General features: G+C 37.2%; 21 protein-coding genes. All 21 read left to right on the forward strand.

Annotation, left to right across the window (positions count from 1 at the left end):
- Positions 1-6: 6 nt before the first annotated feature.
- The 21 genes from sucD to JNUCC23_RS08350 all read left to right on the forward strand — a co-directional run bounded on the left by sucD (position 7) and on the right by JNUCC23_RS08350 (position 21,940).
- The gene (gene sucD / locus JNUCC23_RS08250) at positions 7-909 is read left to right on the forward strand and encodes a succinate--CoA ligase subunit alpha (protein ID WP_403073306.1); all 903 of its coding nucleotides are present in this window, start codon (positions 7-9) and stop codon (positions 907-909) included.
- Between the two features lie 238 nt (positions 910-1,147).
- Positions 1,148-1,960, forward strand: a complete 813-nt coding sequence (gene dprA / locus JNUCC23_RS08255) for a DNA-processing protein DprA (protein ID WP_454215180.1) — start codon at positions 1,148-1,150, stop codon at positions 1,958-1,960.
- Positions 1,961-2,467: 507 nt separating this feature from the next.
- Complete coding sequence (gene topA / locus JNUCC23_RS08260) at positions 2,468-4,543, forward strand: type I DNA topoisomerase (protein WP_062181194.1); 2,076 nt, start codon at positions 2,468-2,470, stop codon at positions 4,541-4,543.
- 484 nt (positions 4,544-5,027) lie between these two features.
- The gene (trmFO, locus tag JNUCC23_RS08265; RefSeq protein ID WP_062181191.1) at positions 5,028-6,335 is read left to right on the forward strand and encodes an FADH(2)-oxidizing methylenetetrahydrofolate--tRNA-(uracil(54)-C(5))-methyltransferase TrmFO; all 1,308 of its coding nucleotides are present in this window, start codon (positions 5,028-5,030) and stop codon (positions 6,333-6,335) included.
- Positions 6,336-6,396: 61 nt separating this feature from the next.
- Positions 6,397-7,299 (forward strand): tyrosine recombinase XerC, encoded by a 903-nt coding sequence (gene xerC / locus JNUCC23_RS08270; RefSeq protein ID WP_454215182.1) that lies wholly within the window; start codon positions 6,397-6,399, stop codon positions 7,297-7,299.
- Positions 7,300-7,322: 23 nt separating this feature from the next.
- Positions 7,323-7,865, forward strand: a complete 543-nt coding sequence (gene hslV, locus JNUCC23_RS08275; RefSeq protein ID WP_062181185.1) for an ATP-dependent protease subunit HslV — start codon at positions 7,323-7,325, stop codon at positions 7,863-7,865.
- Between the two features lie 19 nt (positions 7,866-7,884).
- Complete coding sequence (hslU, locus tag JNUCC23_RS08280) at positions 7,885-9,297, forward strand: HslU--HslV peptidase ATPase subunit (RefSeq protein WP_062181183.1); 1,413 nt, start codon at positions 7,885-7,887, stop codon at positions 9,295-9,297.
- Positions 9,298-9,428: 131 nt separating this feature from the next.
- Positions 9,429-10,208 (forward strand): GTP-sensing pleiotropic transcriptional regulator CodY, encoded by a 780-nt coding sequence (codY, locus tag JNUCC23_RS08285; protein ID WP_062181180.1) that lies wholly within the window; start codon positions 9,429-9,431, stop codon positions 10,206-10,208.
- 1,041 nt (positions 10,209-11,249) lie between these two features.
- Positions 11,250-11,645: a flagellar basal body rod protein FlgB gene (flgB, locus tag JNUCC23_RS08290; protein WP_062181177.1), complete on the forward strand. Its 396-nt coding sequence runs from the start codon at positions 11,250-11,252 to the stop codon at positions 11,643-11,645.
- The gene (gene flgC / locus JNUCC23_RS08295; protein ID WP_403073315.1) at positions 11,642-12,097 is read left to right on the forward strand and encodes a flagellar basal body rod protein FlgC; all 456 of its coding nucleotides are present in this window, start codon (positions 11,642-11,644) and stop codon (positions 12,095-12,097) included. Before flgB ends, flgC begins: the two co-directional genes overlap by 4 nt.
- A 17-nt stretch (positions 12,098-12,114) precedes the next feature.
- Entirely contained in the window at positions 12,115-12,426 is a 312-nt protein-coding gene (gene fliE, locus JNUCC23_RS08300) for a flagellar hook-basal body complex protein FliE (protein WP_403073317.1), read from the forward strand.
- 88 nt (positions 12,427-12,514) lie between these two features.
- Positions 12,515-14,107, forward strand: coding sequence for a flagellar basal-body MS-ring/collar protein FliF (gene fliF, locus JNUCC23_RS08305; RefSeq protein WP_403073319.1), 1,593 nt, complete (start codon positions 12,515-12,517; stop codon positions 14,105-14,107).
- Between the two features lie 5 nt (positions 14,108-14,112).
- On the forward strand, positions 14,113-15,135 hold the full coding sequence (gene fliG / locus JNUCC23_RS08310) for a flagellar motor switch protein FliG (protein WP_403073321.1): 1,023 nt from the start codon (positions 14,113-14,115) through the stop codon (positions 15,133-15,135).
- The gene (gene fliH / locus JNUCC23_RS08315) at positions 15,128-15,889 is read left to right on the forward strand and encodes a flagellar assembly protein FliH (RefSeq protein WP_454215186.1); all 762 of its coding nucleotides are present in this window, start codon (positions 15,128-15,130) and stop codon (positions 15,887-15,889) included. Before fliG ends, fliH begins: the two co-directional genes overlap by 8 nt.
- Positions 15,889-17,208, forward strand: a complete 1,320-nt coding sequence (fliI, locus tag JNUCC23_RS08320; protein ID WP_403073325.1) for a flagellar protein export ATPase FliI — start codon at positions 15,889-15,891, stop codon at positions 17,206-17,208. Before fliH ends, fliI begins: the two co-directional genes overlap by 1 nt.
- A 3-nt stretch (positions 17,209-17,211) precedes the next feature.
- Positions 17,212-17,652 (forward strand): flagellar export protein FliJ, encoded by a 441-nt coding sequence (gene fliJ, locus JNUCC23_RS08325; protein WP_062181164.1) that lies wholly within the window; start codon positions 17,212-17,214, stop codon positions 17,650-17,652.
- Positions 17,653-17,663: 11 nt separating this feature from the next.
- Positions 17,664-18,272, forward strand: a complete 609-nt coding sequence (locus JNUCC23_RS08330) for a MotE family protein (RefSeq protein WP_454215189.1) — start codon at positions 17,664-17,666, stop codon at positions 18,270-18,272.
- 37 nt (positions 18,273-18,309) lie between these two features.
- On the forward strand, positions 18,310-19,566 hold the full coding sequence (locus JNUCC23_RS08335) for a flagellar hook-length control protein FliK (protein ID WP_454215191.1): 1,257 nt from the start codon (positions 18,310-18,312) through the stop codon (positions 19,564-19,566).
- 9 nt (positions 19,567-19,575) lie between these two features.
- The gene (gene flgD, locus JNUCC23_RS08340) at positions 19,576-20,223 is read left to right on the forward strand and encodes a flagellar hook assembly protein FlgD (RefSeq protein WP_454215193.1); all 648 of its coding nucleotides are present in this window, start codon (positions 19,576-19,578) and stop codon (positions 20,221-20,223) included.
- Between the two features lie 11 nt (positions 20,224-20,234).
- Entirely contained in the window at positions 20,235-20,621 is a 387-nt protein-coding gene (locus tag JNUCC23_RS08345) for a TIGR02530 family flagellar biosynthesis protein (protein WP_454215195.1), read from the forward strand.
- Between the two features lie 74 nt (positions 20,622-20,695).
- Positions 20,696-21,940 (forward strand): flagellar hook protein FlgE, encoded by a 1,245-nt coding sequence (locus JNUCC23_RS08350; RefSeq protein ID WP_454215197.1) that lies wholly within the window; start codon positions 20,696-20,698, stop codon positions 21,938-21,940.
- The last annotated feature ends 67 nt before the right edge of the window (positions 21,941-22,007 follow it).

Raw genomic sequence — 22,007 nt, forward strand, 5'->3', positions numbered from 1 at the left:
CCAAAAATGGGCGTATTTATTAATAAAGATACTAAGGTCATTGTTCAAGGTATTACTGGTTCAACGGCTTTATTTCACACAAAACAAATGTTGGAATATGGAACAAAGATTGTTGGTGGAGTAACTCCAGGAAAAGGTGGAACTGAAGTTGAAGGTGTGCCAGTTTATAACACAGTGCTTGAAGCTGTTAATGCAACTGGTGCCACTGCATCCGTGATTTATGTACCAGCTCCATTTGCCGCAGATGCGATTCTAGAAGCAACAGATGCAGAATTAGATCTTGCAATTTGTATTACAGAACATATCCCAGTTATGGATATGGTGAAAGTGAAGCGTTATATGGAAGGCAAGAAAACTCGCTTAATTGGACCAAACTGTCCAGGCGTTATTACGGCAGATGAATGTAAAATTGGCATTATGCCAGGATACATCCATACAAAAGGTCATGTTGGTGTCGTTTCTCGCTCTGGTACGTTAACGTATGAAGCCGTTCATCAATTGACACAAGCTGGGATTGGACAAACTAGTGCAGTTGGAATTGGTGGAGATCCAGTAAATGGAACAAACTTCATCGATGTGCTTAAAGAATTCAATGAAGATCCTGAAACATATGCAGTCATCATGATTGGTGAAATTGGTGGAACTGCTGAAGAAGAAGCTGCGAAATGGGTAGCAGCTAATATGACGAAACCGGTTGTTGGCTTCATCGGTGGGCGCACAGCTCCTCCAGGAAAAAGAATGGGACATGCTGGTGCAATCATCTCTGGTGGAAAAGGAACAGCAGATGAAAAAATCCGCGTTATGAATGAATGTGGAATTAAAGTCGCTGAAACCCCAGCTGTAATGGGTGAAACACTAATTACTGTCCTAAAAGAAAAAGGCATCTACGAACAATGTAAGACAAATTAATTTTTGATACCTGAGGCTGTCTCAAAACCATGGTTTTGAGACAGCAACTACGAAAAATACAGTGCGTATATAAGACGTAATACTGTGTGTTGTTCCGAGGTCTTCCTCTTTTGAGACAGCCTCTAATTTTGTCAACGATTGTTCCCCACGTTAAAAACCGCTATAGGAGTGATCTACATTGAACATTACCGATAAAATCATTCATTTACACCATTGTCGCGGTGTAGGATGGCAAACCATGAAAAAGATTCTTTTAGCAGACCCCTCTCTAACGACACTTTATACTCAATCCTTTACCCAATGGCAAAAAAACCTTCCAATCCCTGTTACTAAACTACAAATCTTTTATCATGATCTTCATCATTTAAATATTCAAGAACTGATTCAACAATATAAAAATAATGATATTGAAATTGTAACGATCGTAGATGATGATTATCCAAATCTCTTAAAACAAATCTATGATCCGCCTTGGGTTCTTTATTTAAGAGGTGATAGAAGCTTGTTAACCTTTGAGCACAGTTTAGGGGTGGTCGGATCGAGACAGCCGTCTGAGTACGGTGTGGAAGCCCTAAAAAGGGTATTGCCACCTCTTATTAAGAAGGATTATGTCATTATCAGTGGCGTAGCGACAGGAATTGATGCTGCTGCACATCGAATAGCGATCGCTTGCAAAGGAAAGACAATCGGTATTCTCGGAGGTGGCCACTATCATATGTATCCTGTTAGCAATATTCCCTTGGCCACAAATATAATCAAATACGGATTACTCATTTCAGAAACTCCGCCATCAAGACGCCCCGAACCATGGATGTTTCCGGTAAGAAACCGAATTATTAGTGGATTATCCAAAGGGGTATTTGTTGTTGAAGCAAAGGCGAGAAGTGGTTCTCTGATAACAGCGAATCTTGCATTGGAGCAAGGGCGTGAGGTTTTTGCGATACCAGGAAACATTACGAGCGAATTATCAGACGGGTCGAATTTCTTGATTCAAGAAGGAGCTAAGATGGTACTTACAGCAGCAGACATTGACGTAGAGATCGTATATTAAGTAATTTACACCTATTTTCTTCTATTGAATACGAGTTTCCTAGGTGCTAAGTCTTAGTGTGAAAATAAACGATTTGAATGGAGGAGGGCAGTCTTTTCGAGGTGTCCTCTTTTTTATTTTATCCCGTATTAACGGGCGGTAAGACCCCCACTGAATGAAGTGTCACTTTATAAAACCTATTTCCTGTTGATAGAAATCTGATTATAATGAAAAAAAAGAATAGTCAGATTATTATAATGGATATACAAATAGTGAAATATGTACCAAGAATTTTCGTGAATTACATAAATTTATTCCTTTCTTGAAAAAAATAAAAATTTATAGAAAAAGGTTGATAATTTAGTAATACTAGTATAGATTTTGCATCAGAGTCCTGTTTTAATCGCTTTTTTGAAATCAATTTCTTATATGCGAAATAAAATAAAAAATGAAAGAAGATTGACAAATGATTTTTCTATGATTAATAATAGTGAAGATTTATATTACCTCTTGAGGAGGATTGATTGAATGTCAGAATACTTGGTAATAGTGGAATCACCAGCAAAGGCGAAAACAATAGAACGTTATTTAGGAAAGAAATATAAAGTAAGAGCTTCTATGGGACATGTTCGTGATTTGCCTAAGAGTCAAATGGGTGTAGATGTCGAACATGAGTATAACCCGAAATATATCACAATTCGTGGAAAAGGTCCTGTACTAAAGGAACTGAAAACAGCTGCAAAAAAAGCGAAGAAAATCTATCTCGCAGCTGACCCTGACAGGGAAGGGGAAGCGATTGCATGGCATTTAGCTCACAGTCTAGGTGTAGATATTGCATCAGATTGTCGAGTGGTATTTAATGAAATTACAAAAGAAGCAATTAAAGAGTCGTTTAAAACCCCTCGTCCAATCAATATGGATTTAGTGGATGCTCAGCAAGCACGAAGAATCCTTGATCGTTTAGTCGGATACAACATTAGTCCTTTATTATGGAAGAAAGTCAAAAAAGGTCTAAGTGCTGGACGTGTTCAGTCTGTTGCGGTACGGATGATCATTGACCGGGAAAAAGAAATTAAGGGCTTTGAGCCAGAAGAATATTGGACGATTAAATCCGATTTTCTTAAAGGGAATGACCAATTCGAAGGATCTTTTTTCAGTAAAGCAGGAAAACGTGTTGAACTTAAGTCAGAAGATGATGTTAAACAGGTATTGGATGCCATCACCGGAAGTGAATTCAAAATCAATAAGGTGACAAAAAAGGAAAGAAAACGTAACCCTGCAGCCCCATTTACAACATCTTCGCTACAACAAGAAGCTGCAAGAAAGTTGAATTTCCGTGCAAGAAAAACAATGATGCTAGCTCAGCAGCTGTATGAGGGGATCGAACTAGGAAAAGAAGGAACGATTGGATTAATCACTTATATGAGAACAGATTCCACTCGTATTTCAGACAGTGCTAAAGAAGAAGTTCGTAGTTTTATCGGAAATGCATATGGTCAGGAATATATTCTAAAGGAAGAACGAAAAGATAAAAAGCAAACGAATTCCCAAGATGCTCACGAAGCAGTCAGGCCGACTAGTTCGCTTAGAGATCCTAGTTCCGTTAAAGAATATTTATCGAGAGACCAATTTCGCTTATATAAATTAATTTGGGAGCGCTTAGTATCTAGTCAGATGGCCTCAGCGGTTATGGATACGATGACAGTTGATTTAATTAATGCTGATATTATTTTTAGAGCAAATGGTTCTAAAATAAAGTTTCCTGGATTCATGAAAGTATACGTAGAAGGTACTGATGATTCAGTGGAAGAAAAAGAAAATATGCTTCCTGAAGTGAAGGAAGGCGATACGTTTTTTTCAAAAGATATCGAACCGAAGCAGCATTTCACTCAGCCACCGCCAAGATATACGGAAGCAAGACTTGTAAAAATGCTTGAAGAATTAGGAATAGGACGCCCTTCCACATATGCACCAACTTTAGATACCATTCAAAAAAGAGGGTATGTATCGCTCGATAATAAACGTTTTATACCGACAGAGCTAGGAGAAATTGTTCTAGAATTAATTATGGAGTTCTTTCCGGATGTACTTGACTTGGCATTCACCGCTAAAATGGAACGCGAATTCGATAATGTTGAGGCCGGTAATATAGAATGGGTCCAAGTAATTGATGAATTTTATAAGGAATTCGAAGTCCATCTAATAAAAGCAGAAGCAGAAATGGAAAAAGTAGAAATCAAGGATGAACCGGCAGGGGAAGACTGTGAGGAATGCGGAAATCCAATGGTTTTCAAAATGGGCCGCTATGGGAAATTTATGGCCTGTAGTAATTTTCCGGATTGCCGCAATACAAAACCGATAGTGAAAGAAATCGGTGTGAAATGTCCGAAGTGTCATGATGGTAATATTATTGAAAGAAAAAGTAAAAAACGCCGCCTATTCTATGGATGTGATCGTTATCCGGAGTGTGACTTTATTTCTTGGGACAAACCACTACCAAGACCATGTCCGAAATGTGAAGCAACATTAGTAGAGAAAAAATTGAAAAAAGGTGTACAAGTACAGTGTGTAAACTGTGACTATAAAGAAACACCACAGAATTAGTTTTTAAGGTGAGTGTATAGCTCACCTTTTTAACTTTATTTAAAAGAAACTTTTATATTGGCGTAGAGTGACTATTTTAATCTGCATTACCGGGCAGTAAAGCATGCACCTAAAGGTTTAGAGTTTAGATGGCGGATGAAGAAAACCCGACTGAATGAAGTGTCGCTTTATAGAATTACACATCATCTAGTTTTTTATATAATTGGTAAGTGATGTCGATTAACTCTCATTACGTCTCCTTTTACTGACAAAAATGTAAGCGAGAGAGGTATTTATTAGTAAATAGTTGGTGATAATGCTTGAAACTTTCATCTTTCCTGTATGTAAGGTAAAATGCAGTGGACAAGGAGTTTCTGTAGGTTATATAATTTACTATTGCTGATAGTAACAGAAACGATTTCTCGTTGTGAGTGTTTGGGAAAGATAAGCATGATTTACATATACTTGATATTCATATTCATATTTATATGCGGAGGTACGTAAAATGAAAGAAACAGTTGTCAATGTAATCGGGGCTGGACTAGCTGGTAGTGAAGCGGTCTGGCAACTTGCTAATCGTGGAGTTAAAGTGAATCTATACGAAATGCGGCCTGTTAAGCAAACACCTGCCCACCATACAGATAAATTTGCTGAACTTGTTTGTAGCAACTCTTTGCGTGCCAATGCTTTGACAAACGCTGTTGGAGTTTTGAAAGAAGAAATGCGGCAGCTGAATTCCGTCATCATGCTAGCTGCAGATGCATGTGCGGTTCCAGCAGGAGGAGCTTTGGCGGTTGACCGCCATGAATTTGCCGGCAAAGTGACAGAGTTGGTGAGAAATCATCCCAATGTTACGGTAGTGAATGAAGAAATGGCAGAAATACCTGAAGGTCCGACTATCATTGCAACAGGGCCCTTAACAAGCCAAGCGCTTTCAGCAAAGCTGCAGGAAATTATGGATGAAGAATATTTGTACTTTTATGATGCAGCTGCGCCGATTATTGAAAGAGACAGCATCAATATGGATAAGGTATATCTGAAATCTCGCTATGATAAGGGAGAGGCAGCATATTTGAATTGTCCGATGACTGAAGAAGAATTCAACCGTTTTTATGATGCGCTTATTGCTGCAGAGACTGTTCCACTTAAGGAGTTTGAGAAGGAAATCTTCTTCGAAGGTTGTATGCCGATCGAAGTAATGGCGTCTAGAGGGAAAAAAACGATGTTATTTGGACCGCTGAAACCTGTTGGTCTTGAAGATCCGAAAACAGGAAAAAGGCCATATGCCGTTATCCAATTACGTCAAGATGACGCAGCCGGAACTCTTTACAATCTTGTCGGTTTTCAGACACATTTAAAATGGGGGCCTCAAAAGGAAGTCCTTCAATTAATTCCAGGTCTTGAGAATGCGGAAATTGTACGTTACGGGGTTATGCATCGAAATACGTTCATTAATTCACCTAAAGTATTAAAACCGACTTATCAATTTAAGAATCGTGAAGATTTATTTTTTGCTGGTCAAATGACAGGTGTTGAAGGGTACGTAGAATCAGCAGCCTCAGGACTAGTTGCTGGTATTAATGCCGCGAAAGTGGCATTAGGGCAGGAACCAGTTACATTCCCAGCTGAAACGGCAATCGGTAGCATGGCGCGATATATAACAGCCACCAATGCAAAAACATTCCAACCAATGAATGCAAACTTTGGTATTTTTCCAGAGCTTGATGAGAAAATCAGAGGGAAGAAAGAACGAAATGAGAAGCATGCATCTAGAGCGTTGGAAACAATTCAGAAATTTATGAAGAATTTGTAAATTTGTTTGCCTCCGATATTAAAATGTGATACTATTTAATAGCCTTTGCGAGGTGTACTGAATGTTATACGCAAATCAAGCTTTACCTTCTTTTATAGAATATTTGCAAATCGAAAAAAATTGTTCACACTATACCATTGAAAATTATCAACGGGATATCGAAGAATTTGTTTTGTTCATGACTGAACAAGGTATGCAGTCGATTGATTCTGTTGAATATTTTGATGCGCGCTTATTTTTGACGCAGTTATACGAAAGAAATCTTTCCAAACGAACAGTTGCAAGGAAAACATCCTGCTTACGGAGTTTTTATAAATTTTTAATGCGTGAGGGGCTTGTGAAAGAGAACCCGTTCTCCCTTGTAACGCTTCCTAAAAAAGATCAAAAGTTGCCGCGTTTTTTATACGAAGAAGAGTTGAATCAATTGTTTTCATCACTGGAACTTGATTCACCAATGGGATTAAGAGATGCTGCTTTATTGGAATTGTTATATGCAACTGGGATACGTGTCAGTGAAGGCTGTGATATTAAGCTTCAAGATCTTGATTTTTCTCTAGGTACCGTTTTAGTACATGGTAAAGGAAAAAAAGACCGCTATATGCCATTGGGCCAATATGCCAAAGATGCTCTAGCTTCTTACATACAAGATGGAAGAGCAAAAGTGATGACCGCACATACGAAGTCCCATCCCTTTTTGTTAATAAATTTTCGTGGAGATCCACTAACACCAAGAGGGGTGCGTTATATACTAACAGCAATTATAAAAAAAGTTGCAAAAGATATAGAATTGCATCCTCATATGCTGAGGCATTCATTTGCCACACATCTTTTGAATAATGGTGCGGATTTAAGGACAGTCCAAGAATTATTGGGCCATTCTAAAATTTCGTCAACACAAATTTATACACATGTAACAAAAGAACAATTAAGAAAAGTTTACAATGCATCACATCCGAGAGCTTAACAGCTTTTAAAAGGAGAATCGTTATGGGAGAATTTCATGCAACTACAATTTTTGCTATTTCGCATAAAGGTGAATGTGCCATGTCCGGAGATGGGCAGGTTACGTTAGGAAATTCAGTAGTGATGAAGCATACGGCGAGAAAGGTACGTCGGCTTTTTAACGGAAAAGTATTAGCTGGGTTTGCTGGTTCTGTTGCGGATGCTTTTACATTATTTGAAATGTTCGAAGCAAAACTCGAAGAATATAATGGGAATTTACAAAGGGCATCTGTAGAATTGGCAAAGCAATGGCGGAGTGACAATATTTTGCGCAAATTAGAAGCGATGCTAATTGTTATGGATCAAAATGACTTGCTACTTGTTTCTGGAACTGGTGAAGTGATTGAACCTGATGACGGAATTCTTGCTATCGGATCTGGAGGGAACTATGCTTTAGCTGCTGGTCGTGCGCTAAAGCAATTCTCGGGTGAAAACTTAACCGCAAAAGAAATCGCTCAATCATCTTTAAAAATAGCTGCAGAAATCTGCGTGTTTACTAATACAAATATTATCGTAGAAGAATTGTAAGTGAGAGGAGCTGTGTGATATGGCAAACAAATCGAATTTAACACCGAGGCAAATCGTTGAAAAGCTTGATCAATACATTGTTGGACAGCGTGATGCGAAACGTGCTGTAGCTGTTGCACTTCGTAATCGTTATCGCCGCAGTTTACTGAACGATCAATTACGTGATGAAGTTGTTCCTAAAAACATCCTAATGATCGGTCCAACAGGAGTAGGGAAAACTGAAATTGCTCGAAGAATGGCTAAGCTAGTAGGTGCTCCTTTTATAAAAATAGAAGCAACTAAATTTACTGAAGTTGGATACGTCGGTAGAGATGTTGAGTCTATGGTTCGTGATTTGGTTGAAACATCTGTACGGCTTGTCAAAGAAGAAAAGAAAGAAAGCGTAAAGGAACGGGCAGAAGAAAATGCAAATAACCGCCTGATTGAGTTACTTGTTCCTTCAAGTAAAAAACAATCGAATTTTAAAAATCCGCTAGAGGTATTTTTTGGTGGTGGAACGAATGATTCCTTTGAAGAAGAATCCACAAAATCAGCCGAAGACTTAAGCCTGCGGGAAAAGCGGAAAATTGTGAAAGAAAAGCTTGCACTTGGTGAACTAGAAAATGAACTCATCACTGTTGAAGTCGAAGAACAGCAAGCATCGATGTTTGATATGCTCCAAGGTTCGGGAATGGAACAGATGGGTATGAATATGCAAGATGCACTTGGCAGCTTAATGCCTAAAAAGCAAAAGAAGCGAAAATTAAAGGTAAGTGAAGCAAGAATTGTATTAGCGAATGAAGAAGCGGGTAAATTGATTGATATGGATGAAGTAACGCAAGAAGCGGTGTACAGAGCTGAACAAACGGGCATTATTTTTATTGATGAAATTGATAAAATTGCCAGTAAGAAATCTGGAAGCTCTTCTGCGGATGTTTCTAGAGAAGGTGTCCAGCGTGATATTTTACCAATTGTAGAAGGTTCTACGGTTGTAACGAAATATGGTTCTGTAAAAACCGATCATGTATTATTTATCTCTGCTGGAGCTTTTCATATTGCGAAACCGTCAGATTTAATTCCCGAGCTTCAAGGACGCTTTCCAATTCGTGTAGAATTGACTAAGTTGTCAGTTGATGATTTTGTGCGAATCCTTCATGAGCCAGATAATGCATTAATTAAGCAATATATGGCATTATTGGCAACAGAAGGTATAGAAATTGAATTTTCTGACGAAGCTATTCGTAGGATTGCGGAAGTTGCTTTTGAAGTAAACCAAAATACAGACAATATAGGGGCTCGTCGCCTGCATACAATTATGGAAAGACTTCTAGAGGATCTTTCATTCGAAGCTCCGGATATTACATTAGAAAAAATAAAGATTACTCCGCAATATGTAGATGAGAAGCTAGGATCAATTGTGCAAAATAAAGATTTAAGTCAATTTATTCTTTAATCTAGGAAGTATGAACCAAAGAAGAATCACCAAATAAGAGAGTGTACTCGTTAGTTCTCCTAGATTAAACGATATTTGGACACAACAACTATTTAATCATTGAAGCAAGGCAATTTAGGAGGAAAACTGTAATGAATTTATTAGAAAAAACAAGAAAAATTAACTCTATGCTGCAAAATGCGGCTGGTCAACCTGTGAATTTTAAAGAAATGGCTGAAAGTTTAAGTGAAGTTATCGAATCGAATGTATACGTTGTAAGTAGAAGAGGGAAGCTTTTAGGATTTGCTATTAACCAGCAAATTGAAAACGAGCGAATAAATCAAATGCTAAAAGACAGACAATTCCCTGAGGAATACACAAAAAACTTATTCAATCTACATGAAACATCTTCTAATTTAAATATAGAGAGCGAATATACAGCATTTCCGGTTGAGAACAAAGAACTGTTTGCGAGTGGATTGACAACAATTGTACCTATTATTGGTGGTGGAGAGCGTTTAGGAACCTTGATGCTTGCTCGTCTTCAAGAACAATTCCATGATGATGATTTAATTTTAGCTGAATATGGAGCTACGGTAATTGGTATGGAGATTCTACGTGAGAAAGCAGAAGAAATTGAAGAAGAAGCGCGTAGTAAAGCGATCGTACAAATGGCGATTAGCTCATTATCATATAGTGAGTTGGAAGCAATTGAACATATTTTCGAGGAACTAAAAGGCAGTGAAGGTCTTCTAGTTGCATCTAAAATTGCAGACCGTGTAGGTATCACTAGATCAGTTATTGTTAATGCATTAAGAAAATTAGAAAGTGCTGGAGTCATTGAATCACGTTCATTGGGAATGAAAGGTACGTATATTAAAGTCTTGAACGATAAGTTTTTATTGGAACTTGAAAAATTAAAAAATAATTAATTGATTGATTAGAGGATGTCTAAAGGGTTGAACGAGGACCTGTCAAGTAGACTCCTAAAAAGAGTTCTATAATACGGCATGAGCTAGGTAGTGTACCTGACTCATGCCGTATTTATTTGGTATTCGCTTTGTGTTAGTATCAATCAAGTATTCAAAAATGAAGTTTTGGGTTTCTTATATTCTCCTGCACTTATCACTTCCATGTATCAAACCATGTTTGTCATTAATAATCAGCCCCTCCATTTATATACTTATTCAATCAAAATTTACAAACTCTTATTGGTTATATTACATTTCGCCCCTTTTTCTGTATGAATAAATCCATTAAGATATAGAACAATTGCTTTCATTTTTAGATGAGATAAGCACGTTTCCTGCATATCATTTTGTTTACCTTCTATAAAAAAACTAGAACTTCAAAAAATAGGCTGAAAATACGTCTACATAATAGTTGTTATCTCGTATTTTGAAGCATCCTCCTTTCGTTTTTTGTGAAATTGAGAATGCATATGTTAGAAAAATGTTGTTAGTGTCGATTAACTGTAATAGAGGTAAATTCTCCTTAATCCCCTTTTTGATAATCAAAACTTTGAGATAGAGTTTTCTGAAAATAATGTATAAGAGGGAATTATTTCATAAAATAGGATATTAATTGTATTTAATTACCTAGATTTCTGTCAATGGAAATATTATGTAGCCATAATTCAAATATATTTCACTGAAAATAGTTCTAAAGTATCGGTTAAAAATGCAAAATTTTCTTTATAGTTAATAGGGCAATTAACAAATGTGGAATTATTTATGTCGAAATTTTGTTAATCAGTGAAATAAAAAGCATATATTGTAATAATTATTCCACTAAATAGAAAAAATGTTACAAAATTAGACAAAAAACGACTAAAATAGTTCTTTTGGCATGGTTAATTATGTCGAATCTTAATGGACAGCATTCGTTAACTTCTTTAAAATAGTTATTATACAATTGTGTTTTTTGTTACAGATATTATATTTTTTTAACATTAAATACGAAGGAGGGTTACGATGAACATTTTTTCTTCTACTTTTACTACCCTTGAGCAAGCATTGAATTATTCGAGCACAAAGCAGAAAATTATTTCTGAAAATATAGCGAATGCAGATACACCGAATTATAAAGCGAAAGATGTAAAATTATCTAAATCCTTCGGTTTGGATTTAGAATCTTCCATTCAAGCTTATCGAACAGATCAAAGGCATTTTACATATAAACCTCTTTCTTCTGACCTAAGTAAAGTATTTGTTCAAAATAATGTACAGTACAATAATAATGGCAATAGTGTGGATGTCGACAATCAAATGAGTAATCTAGCATCCAATCAAATCTATTACAATGCTTTAATTGAAAGAACGAGCGGAAAATTTTCTTCGTTGCTAAATGTCATTAAGGGAGGAAGATGATTAGAATGTTTCAAAGTTTAAATACGACTGCATCAGCTTTAACAAGTCAAAGGTTAAGAATGGATGTCATTTCTTCTAATATGGCAAACGCTGAAACAACTCGATCAGAGTATGTCAATGGTCAATGGCAGGCATACAAAAGAAAATCAGTTGTGTTACAGGAAAATGGAAATCAATTTTCGAATTATTTACATAATGCAATGGATAAAAGTACAGGATCTGGTAATGGCGTACATGTTTCAAGAATTATTAAAGATGAGACACCTTTTAAACTTATCTATAACCCTAATCATCCGGATGCGAATGTAGATGGTTACGTGGAAATGCCAAATGTTGACCCGTTAAGAGAAATGATTGACCTAATGAGTGCGACACGCTCATACGAAGCAAATGTAACAGTATTTAATGCTTCAAAAGGGATGTTAATGAAAGCTTTGGAAATTGGAAAATAGATTGGAGATAGTATGTTATGACTGGAATGGATATTTCTATTAATCAAGGATCTTTGCCGGCAATCACCCCGCAAAAACAAACACCACTCTCTACACCATTTAAAGCCCAGCAAAGCTTTGCAGCTGCATTAAAGGAGTCTTTGAATAAAGTAAATGAAGCACAAACTGTCTCTGATGAGTTAACAGTCAAAATGGCAAAAGGGGAAAATGTTGACCTTCATGAAGTAATGATTGCATCACAAAAGGCAAGTGTAACTCTTCAATTAACTTTAGAAATGCGAAATAAAGCAGTGGAAGCTTATCAAGAAATGATGAGAATGAACATCTGACAAGTATCTTTAACTCCACAATAATTCATAGAGCGGTTGACGAAAGGAGACCGAGCTTAAACTTAAAAAGAATGACCGGAGGATTAAGATGAATGAAGTGATCACCAATTTTAAAAGCAAAATAACGGCATTTTGGGGAAGTAAAAGCAAAAAGCAAAAAATCATGATGATTAGCATGGCCACTGCAATAATCTTAATAGCCATAGTATCCTCCATCCTTCTTACACGGACCACTATGGTTCCACTATATAGTAATTTGTCACCCTCTGAGACTGGAAGCATTAAAGAAAACTTAGATAGCAGAGGAGTTGCCAATGAGATTAAGGATAATGGGGCGACGATTATGGTCCCAGAGCAAAATGTTGATACTTTAAAGGTTGAATTGGCAGCAGAAGGAATTCCGGATTCAGGGAGCATTGATTATTCGTTTTTCGCACAAAATGCGGGTCTTGGCATGACCGACAATGAATTTAATGTGTTAAAACTGGATTCGATGCAAACTGAATTGGCAAATTTGATAAAGAACATCGATGGAATAAATAATGCGAACGTAATGATTAATCTTCCGGAAAAAGGCATTTTCGTTAGTGATGCATCAGAAGAAGCGTCAGCGTCTATTGTACTCGATACAAAACCCGGTCATAAATTTGATGAAGGTCAAATTAAATCACTATACCATTTAGTAAGTAAAAGTATCCCCAATTTACCTACTGAAAATATCGTCATTATGAACCAGAATTTTGAGTACTTTGATTTAAAAAATGAAAATAGTTCGGGAAACACCTTTGTTGCTCAAAATGAAATTAAGAAGGAAATCGAACGTGATATTCAAAGACAAGTGCAAAACATGCTTGGGACCATTATGGGTCAAGATAAAGTAGTGGTTTCGGTAACCGCCGATGTCGATTTTACACAAGAAAACCGTGAAGAAAATCTTGTAACGCCTGTAGATGAAGAAAACCTAGAAGGGATTGCAATTTCTGCACAACGGGTAAATGAAACGTATACAGGTGATAATACGGTAGCAGGAGGCGTACCTCAAGCAGAGGATTCTTCTGATTCATTGGGTTCGTATCAAGCTGGTGCAAATGGAAACGGCGATTATGACAAAATGGATGAAACGATAAATTATGAAGTTAATAGAATTAAGAAACAAATCGTGGAAAGTCCATATAAGGTAAAAGATCTAGGTATTCAAGTGATGGTCGAACCGCCAAACCCTAAAGATGTAAACTCTCTTTCACAACAAAGTCAAGATGACATCACGAAAATATTGAGTACGGTTATCAGAACGACTATTGATAAAGACAATGTTGGCACGGCACTTACAGATGCAGACCTTGCCAATAAAATTGCTCTTTCAGTACAACCATTTAACGGAAAAGTTACATTTGACAGTCCACAACAAGCTAGGATCCCAATCTGGGTGTATATTGCAGGGGGCGTTCTACTACTAGCTGTCATTATTTTATTAATTCTATATCTTCGTTCAAGAAAACGTGACGATATTGATTTAGACGAATTAGAAGAATTGCAAGAGAGTGAGATGCTTGAAGTTGCTGATTTATCTGAAGAACAGGAAACAGAATCTACATTAAAGCGCAAGCAACTTGAGAAATTGGCTAAAGAGCGTCCGGACGAATTTGCCAAACTATTACGAAGCTGGATTGCAGAAGACTAGGAGGAATGAAGGTGTCAGAACGAAAGAAAAAAGGACTTACTGGAAAGCAAAAAGCAGCCATCCTTCTTATTTCTCTTGGACCAGATGTGTCTGCTTCTGTTTATAAGCATTTATCCGAGGAAGAAATAGAAAGACTTACACTTGAAATTTCTAGTGTTAGAAAAGTAGATTCACATGAAAAGGAAGAGATCTTAGAAGAGTTTCATAATATTGCCCTAGCACAGGATTATATTACTCAGGGAGGCATTGGATATGCCAAACAGGTACTGGAAAAAGCGCTAGGTCCCGATCAGGCTGCTACTATTATTAATAGACTGACTTCTTCACTGCAAGTTCGGCCATTCGATTTTGCAAGAAAAGCAGATCCTGCCCAAATTCTAAATTTCATCCAAAATGAACATCCGCAAACGATTGCGTTAATCCTTTCATATCTGGATCCAGCTCAAGCTGGACAAATCCTTTCAGAGCTGCCACAGGAAGTACAGGCAGATATAGCGAGAAGAATTGCAATCATGGATAGTACTTCTCCTGAGATCATTAATGAAGTGGAACAAATTCTTGAAAGAAAACTATCAGCAACCGTTACACAGGATTATTCACTAACGGGTGGAATTGAGGCAGTGGTTGATGTGCTTAATGGTGTAGACCGACAAACGGAAAGAACGATATTGGATGCACTTGAAATTCAAGATCCTGAGCTTGCTGAAGAAATTAAGAAGCGGATGTTCGTCTTCGAGGATATCGTTACACTTGATGGACTTGCGATTCAACGTGTTATTCGCGAATCTGATAATGAAGATCTTAAATTATCACTTAAGGTTGCAAGTGTTGAAGTGAAGGAAATCGTCTTTCGAAATATGTCGAAACGAATGGTTGAAACATTCCAAGAAGAAATGGAATACATGGGACCCGTACGCCTGCGTGATGTAGAAGAAGCACAATCAAGAATTGTTGGGGTCATCCGCCGTCTAGAGGAGTCTGGTGAAATCATCATAGCTCGCGGCGGAGGAGATGATATTATTGTCTAGAATTATTAAATCCCAGTTTGCTAAGACAGCTGAAGTAAAAAATAAACAAATCAAGATTCGTAATTTCGATTTGTCTGATTCACCTGAGGGGCAAGTAAATGTTCAAGAATATTTGATTACAGAGCAAATAGAGGATGCAAAGCGTGAAGCAAAAGCGCTTATTAAAGAAGCTGAAACTAAAGCCGGTCAAATATTGCAAGAAATTGAGCAAGCCAAAGAGTATTGGGAAAATCATGAAAAAGCAGAGCATATGAAGCAAGCCTATGATTCTGGCTTTGCAGAAGGTGTACAAACTGGCAGAAGTAGTGGGTATGAAGAGTGGATAGACAAAATCAATCAGGCGAAAGAGATTGCTGACTCTTCAAAGGAAGAATATGTAAAATATATAAATTCTTCAGAAGCGATGATTTTAGAATTGGCTATTGCTGTTGCTGAAAAAATTATTGATCAAAAGCTAAAAGAATCGAGCGAAGCTTTTTTATCTATCGTAAAAAGGACGATTAAAGAAGCGAGAAACTATCGAGAAATTCAACTTCATATAAATCCTGTACATTATGAGGAAATAATAGAACAAAAAGAAGACTTACAAGCCATGTTCACAAAAGAAACGGCCCTAATTATCTATCCTGACCCTGAACTATCAGAAGACAGCTGTCTGATTGAGTCTGCTAACGGAAGAATTGACGCTAGTGTCGATAGCCAGCTAAGAGAAATTAAGGATAAACTAGTCGATCTGTTAGAAGGGGATCAATAATGAAAGCAAGTGATCTATTAGCCCATATTCCAGGATTGAATACGTTTAAGCACTATGGCAGGGTAAAGCGTGTGGTAGGTTTAATGATAGAATCGCAAGGACCTGAAAGCTCTATAGGGGACATTTGCTATATCTACACGGAAACAAAAAACAGAAAAAAAAAGATTCGTGCTGAAGTTGTCGGCTTCAGAGACGAGATCGTCATTCTAATGCCTTACACAGCAGTGACTGAAATTTCTCCAGGTAGTATAGTGGAAGGCACTTCTAACTCTCTTGAAATAAAAGTAGGGGCTGGCTTATTAGGCAAAGTCATCGATCCACTTGGATTTCCTTTGGATGGTTCACTGCTCCCAAAAGGACTTTCTTCTGTACCGGTTGACCAAGATCCTCCTAATCCTATGGAAAGACCTCCAATTGACGAACCGATTGATGTTGGAGTCAGAATGATTGATAGTTTACTAACAGTCGGCAAAGGACAAAGGGTCGGTATTTTTGCTGGGAGCGGCGTTGGGAAAAGTACTTTGCTCGGAATGGTAGCTAGAAATACAACAGCAGATTTAAATGTGATTGGACTAATCGGCGAACGTGGTCGGGAGGTGCGGGAGTTTATTGAGAAAGACCTTGGTCCTGAAGGCTTGGCGCGTTCGATCGTAGTTGTAGCAACATCTGATCAGCCTGCTTTAATGAGGATAAAAGGAGCGTTAACAGCAACAGCCATTGCGGAATATTTTAGAGACAAAGGTCTTAACGTTATGCTCATGATGGATTCAGTAACTAGGGTTGCGATGGCGCAACGAGAAATCGGCTTAGCTGTTGGGGAGCCGCCAACTACAAAAGGATATACGCCTTCTGTTTTTTCCATACTCCCTCGCCTACTAGAACGTACAGGAACGAATCAACTAGGAACGATTACTGCTTTCTATACTGTGCTTGTAGACGGAGACGATATGAATGAACCGATAGCTGATACCGTTCGTGGGATATTGGATGGTCATTTCATTCTTGATCGCAAGCTGGCCAATAAAGGACAATACCCAGCGATTAATGTGTTAAAAAGCATTAGCAGGGTGATGAATAATATCGTTGAAAATAATCAAAAACTTGCTGCTGAAAAATTACGAACAGCTTTAGCTACTTATATAGAGTCAGAAGATTTAATTAATATCGGGGCCTATAAAAGGGGATCATCGAAGGAGATCGATGATGCAATTAAAATGCAGCCTCAAATCATTTCATATATGAAGCAAGGTACCCATGAAAAAATGTCGCGAGAAGAAAGTGTCTTTAATTTGAAACAGTTGATGGGAATAGGTGAATAAAAGATGATCTTTCAATATAAATTCGACAAAATCCTAACCATTAAAGAGATCGAGAAAAATGAAGTCTTAGCAAAATATAATGAAACGATAAAAAGATTTGAAGAAGTTGCTGAAAAGCTCTATAAGCTGCTAAAGAAAAAAGAAGATCTGCTGCAATTTCAACAAGAAAAGCTTACGCAAGGTCTCACTGTTCAAGAGATTCGTCATAATCAACAATTCATGGATAATCTTGAAAAGATCATTGTGTACAATCAAAAAGAAGTGATTCAAGCCAGACATGCAATGAATATGCAACAAAGTAAGCTGATGGAAAAAAATATAGAAGTAAAGAAATATGAAAAAATCAAAGAAAAAGATTTTCAAGAATTTCTAGAAGAAATAAAAGAGGCGGAAAACAAAAATATGGACGAAATTTCTATTCGTCAGTTTTTTAGTAAAGGTTAGTAGGTGATCGCATGAAAAAGATAGACGAAACAGAGCATGTAGAGTCGAACAAATTTCAAGTCATATTATTTAGTGTCCTCATATTTCTTTTGTTTACGCTATTAGTTCTAGTCATCTACTTAAGCTTTACAGGAACGAACGTATTTAAAAAATCAAAAGAATTTAGTGAAAAGATTCCATTTGTTTCTCAACTCTTAGACAAAAACGATGAAAAAGATCCAAATACCTCGACTGAAAATTTCCAAGAAAAAGTTGTGGACTTAGAAGCTGAGATTAAAGATCGTCAATCGGAGATAAAAAAGCTAGAAAGTTTAATTGATTCTAGAGATAAACAGCTTGAAAGAAACGAACTTGAAAAGCAACAATTAGAAATGGAAATCGAGGAACTACGTTCAGCTCAAGAAATAAATAATCGCGCGTTTCAAGATATCGTCAAAACATATGAAACGATTTCTCCCAAAAAATCTGCGCCTATCATTTCTAAAATGGGTGATGAAGAGGCTATAAAGATTCTTAGTAGTATTAAAACGGACAAGCTTGCAGCAATACTAGAACAATTGACGCCAGATGATGCGGCAAGATTTACAAAGCTTTTAGCTTCTAAAAGCAGCACGAATTAAAAGTAGTATATACATTCAATTGAAGGGAGGTGGAAAAATGAATACAGGAATGGTAATGGCTTCTATGCCAGCTTCGGTAAGCAAGACTCAAAATCAAACTGCTGTAAAAACGTCGGATAACGAGCATTCATTTGGCAGTATTTTTGGAAAAGTAATCTTATCATCAGAATCAGAGGATGCAAAACCAGTTGATGCTGAAAAGCTTTCTGAAGAGCAACTTTCCATATTAAATGGACTCATCAATGAATTGAATGCAAAGGGCAATAATGGGGAAGAGGAAGTCAATCCCAATATACTTCTTGTTGATGAAACGGCACAATTATCTGCAGTACTAGAAGAGCACGATCTAAGCACGATGATGAATCTGCTTAATGAGAAGATTGAAGCGAATGAAGAAATTGATGTAATAGAAATATTACCAATCTTAACTACTTTAGCAAATATGGATGAATCTCAATGGAGTCGGGTAGATATAAACAAAATTGGTGAAATCCTTAGATTTACCAAATTACAAGAAGCCATGATTTCGGCCAACCAGATAACAGATAATGAAGCAGTGATCAGTAAGACTTTGAAACAGCAGCTGGACACCATTTTGACAAAACTAGAATCAATGGTAGAAAGTGAGCAACAACAGTCATCTGCATCTTCTACGTTTAATAAAAAGTTGGCTGGTGAAGCATCACTTGCTTTAATCAAGAATACATATATCCGAAACTTTGCGAGTGTAAACCAAGAAAGTGAAGAAAACTTGGTTCAAACACCATCATTAAGAACAATTGAGACCACGCAAACTGGTCAATCCTTTATTCCACAAATGTCTAAATTAGAACAATTTGTATTAACTGTTGAAAAAAGTGGCCAACCAATTACCCAAGAACAATTTGTAAAAGCATTTGAAACGATATTGAATAAATCAAGCTTTACAAATGCAAATGGTACGCAAAAGCTATTGATCCAATTAAATCCTGAACATCTTGGATCAATGCGAATTGAACTTATTCAAAAGGATAATGTGATGGTCGCTAGAATTATGGCAACAACGACACAGGCGAAAGAGATGTTAGAGAGTCAATTACAAGGCTTGAAACATTCATTTGTAGGCCAAGGGATTCAAGTAGAAAAAATAGAAATATCACAGCAACTTAGCGCATTCTCTCAAGAACGATTCTATCAAAGAGATTCGGACACGTCTGAGCAGCAAAATCAACAACAAGATAAGCAAGCTGATGAAGAAACAGCCACAGAGTTTACCAATCAATTTGAAGAAGCTTTATTAAATGTTGAAGTGTAGGTGAGAAAAATGACAACAATTGATACATCATTATTACTGTCGAACAATCCAAAAAATAAAGTAACCAACAAGGGTGATGCACTTGGCAAAGATGATTTCTTAAAGCTATTGATGGCTCAGCTACAAAACCAAGACCCAACAAGTCCTATGGATAATACGGAATTTGTCTCACAAATGGCAACTTTTACTTCTATGGAACAAATGACAAACATTGCTACTGGAATTAATAGCTTAATTGATATTCAAAATCAAAACAGCCTTTTAGCATATAACAATTTTGTCGGCAAAGAAGTGACATGGCATAAAATCAATGTGGACGATTCGGGAGAACCCGAAGGAATAAAGGTTGAAGAAGGAACGGGTGTTATTTCCTCGTTAGAATATAAAAATAACGGAGTGACTTTTATTCTTGAAGATGGAACAAAGTTGGAGCCAGGTAATATATCTAAATTGAATGCAACGTCCTCAACTAATAGTTTAGTGTCTTCAAGTGAATTAATCGGCAAACTTGTTACATATTTAAGTCCAGAGAATGAAGAGGTTTCAGCTATTGTTAAATCGGTATTGCTGAAGGATGGAAAAACAATATATGAGTTAGCGGATGACCAGTCTACTAAACTGACTGCAGATCAGCTAATAAAAATCTCTGCACCTTAAGGAGTGGAGATATGAAAATGAATGGATTCAGACCGATATCCAATCTGCCCACTCAACTCGCTTCATCCAAACAACCGCAAAACAAGAATGAAAAAACAGGTTTTTCTGCTCATTTTCATACAGCTGTTCATACTAAATCAAGAAATCTTTCAATTAGTAAACATGCTCAAATGAGGCTAGATCAAAGAAATATTCATATCGACGAAACGACTTGGACCAAGATTGAAGAAAAAGTTCAAGAAGCAAAAAAAATAGGGATTACCGAATCATTAGTAGTTCTTGAAAATGCTGCACTCGTAGTAAATACGAAAAATAACATCGTCATAACTGCCATGGACAGGAATGAATCAGCTTCCCACATTTTCACAAATATCAATGGAACGATTCTTATAGATTAAAAGGGCTGGACCTGCAAAGGAAGCCTTGGCTGTGGAATGATAGAAGCAGCCTATTATGAAAGGAGAGTAAAAACATGCTTCGTTCAATGTACTCAGGTATTAGCGGGTTAAAAAACTTCCAAACTAAATTAGATGTAATTGGTAATAATATTGCCAATGTAAATACTTACGGTTTCAAGAAAAGCAGGGTTACATTTGCGGATACAATGAACCAAACTATTTCAGGTGCCAGTGCGTCAACTGCCAACCGCGGGGGGAAAAACTCGATGCAAGTTGGATTGGGATCAGCGGTATCAACCATTGATACGATCCACACCCAATCTAGTCTGCAAAATACAGGCCGTTCACTAGATCTTGGTATCTCAGGTGATGGTTATTTCGTTGTTGCAAACGGTAATGCTTTGTCTTATACACGCGCTGGAAACTTTTATTTGGATAATAATGGTATTTTGGTAAATGGTGATGGGTATAAGGTGCAGGCCTTTGATACCGAAGGAGTTCTTGGGGATGTCACAGTTAACGTAAATGCTGTGTTACCAGCAACTAAAACTACAGAAATTATTTTTTCAGGCAATTTATCTAGTAATACAGTAGGTCGCAACTCTTTCACTCAACAAATGAAAGTAGTTGACGAAAAAGGCGTTTCTCATACAATAGATGTTCATTATATTAGACAAGCTGACACAGGTACTTCTCCTAATACAGTACCCTCAAACAAATGGGACGTTTTTGTTGGCGGTAATAGCCCTTTTAATGCAGATGGTACTATTAATGCTACTGTTCCTACACAGGTTATTGAATTTACTAATGGTAAAGTTACATCACCAAATGCAACCGTGACACCAACAATTTCTTTAAACGATGTGACTCCAAGTGTATCGTTAAATGTTGCACTTGATTTTTCTAATCTAACCCAAATCGCTGAAGCCACTTCAGCGCAAGGTACTCCAGATGGAAGCTTGGAAGGTTCCTTAGAAAGCTTCACTATCGGTCAAACAGGTGAAATTAGCGGGGTTTATTCGAATGGTAAGGTAAATACAATTGGGACAGTGGCAGTCGCCAAATTCAGCAACACATCTGGCCTTACAAAAACTGGTGGAAACCTATTCCAAGAATCGATCAGCTCAGGAACAGCGAATATTGGGTTAGCTGGTAACGGACGAGGCACGCTTGCTGCTGGATCACTTGAAATGTCTAACGTCGATCTTTCAGAAGAATTCACGGACATGATTGTTGCTCAGCGTGGTCTTCAAGCCAATACTAGAATCATTACAACATCGGATGAAATCCTTCAAGAACTAGTGAATTTAAAACGATAAGTTAAGGGAGGGAGGAGGATGATTTATTAGCAAGGTTCAGACCCCGTATCTACTATTACAGTATAAA

The organism is Peribacillus sp. JNUCC 23 (genome assembly GCF_053653995.1).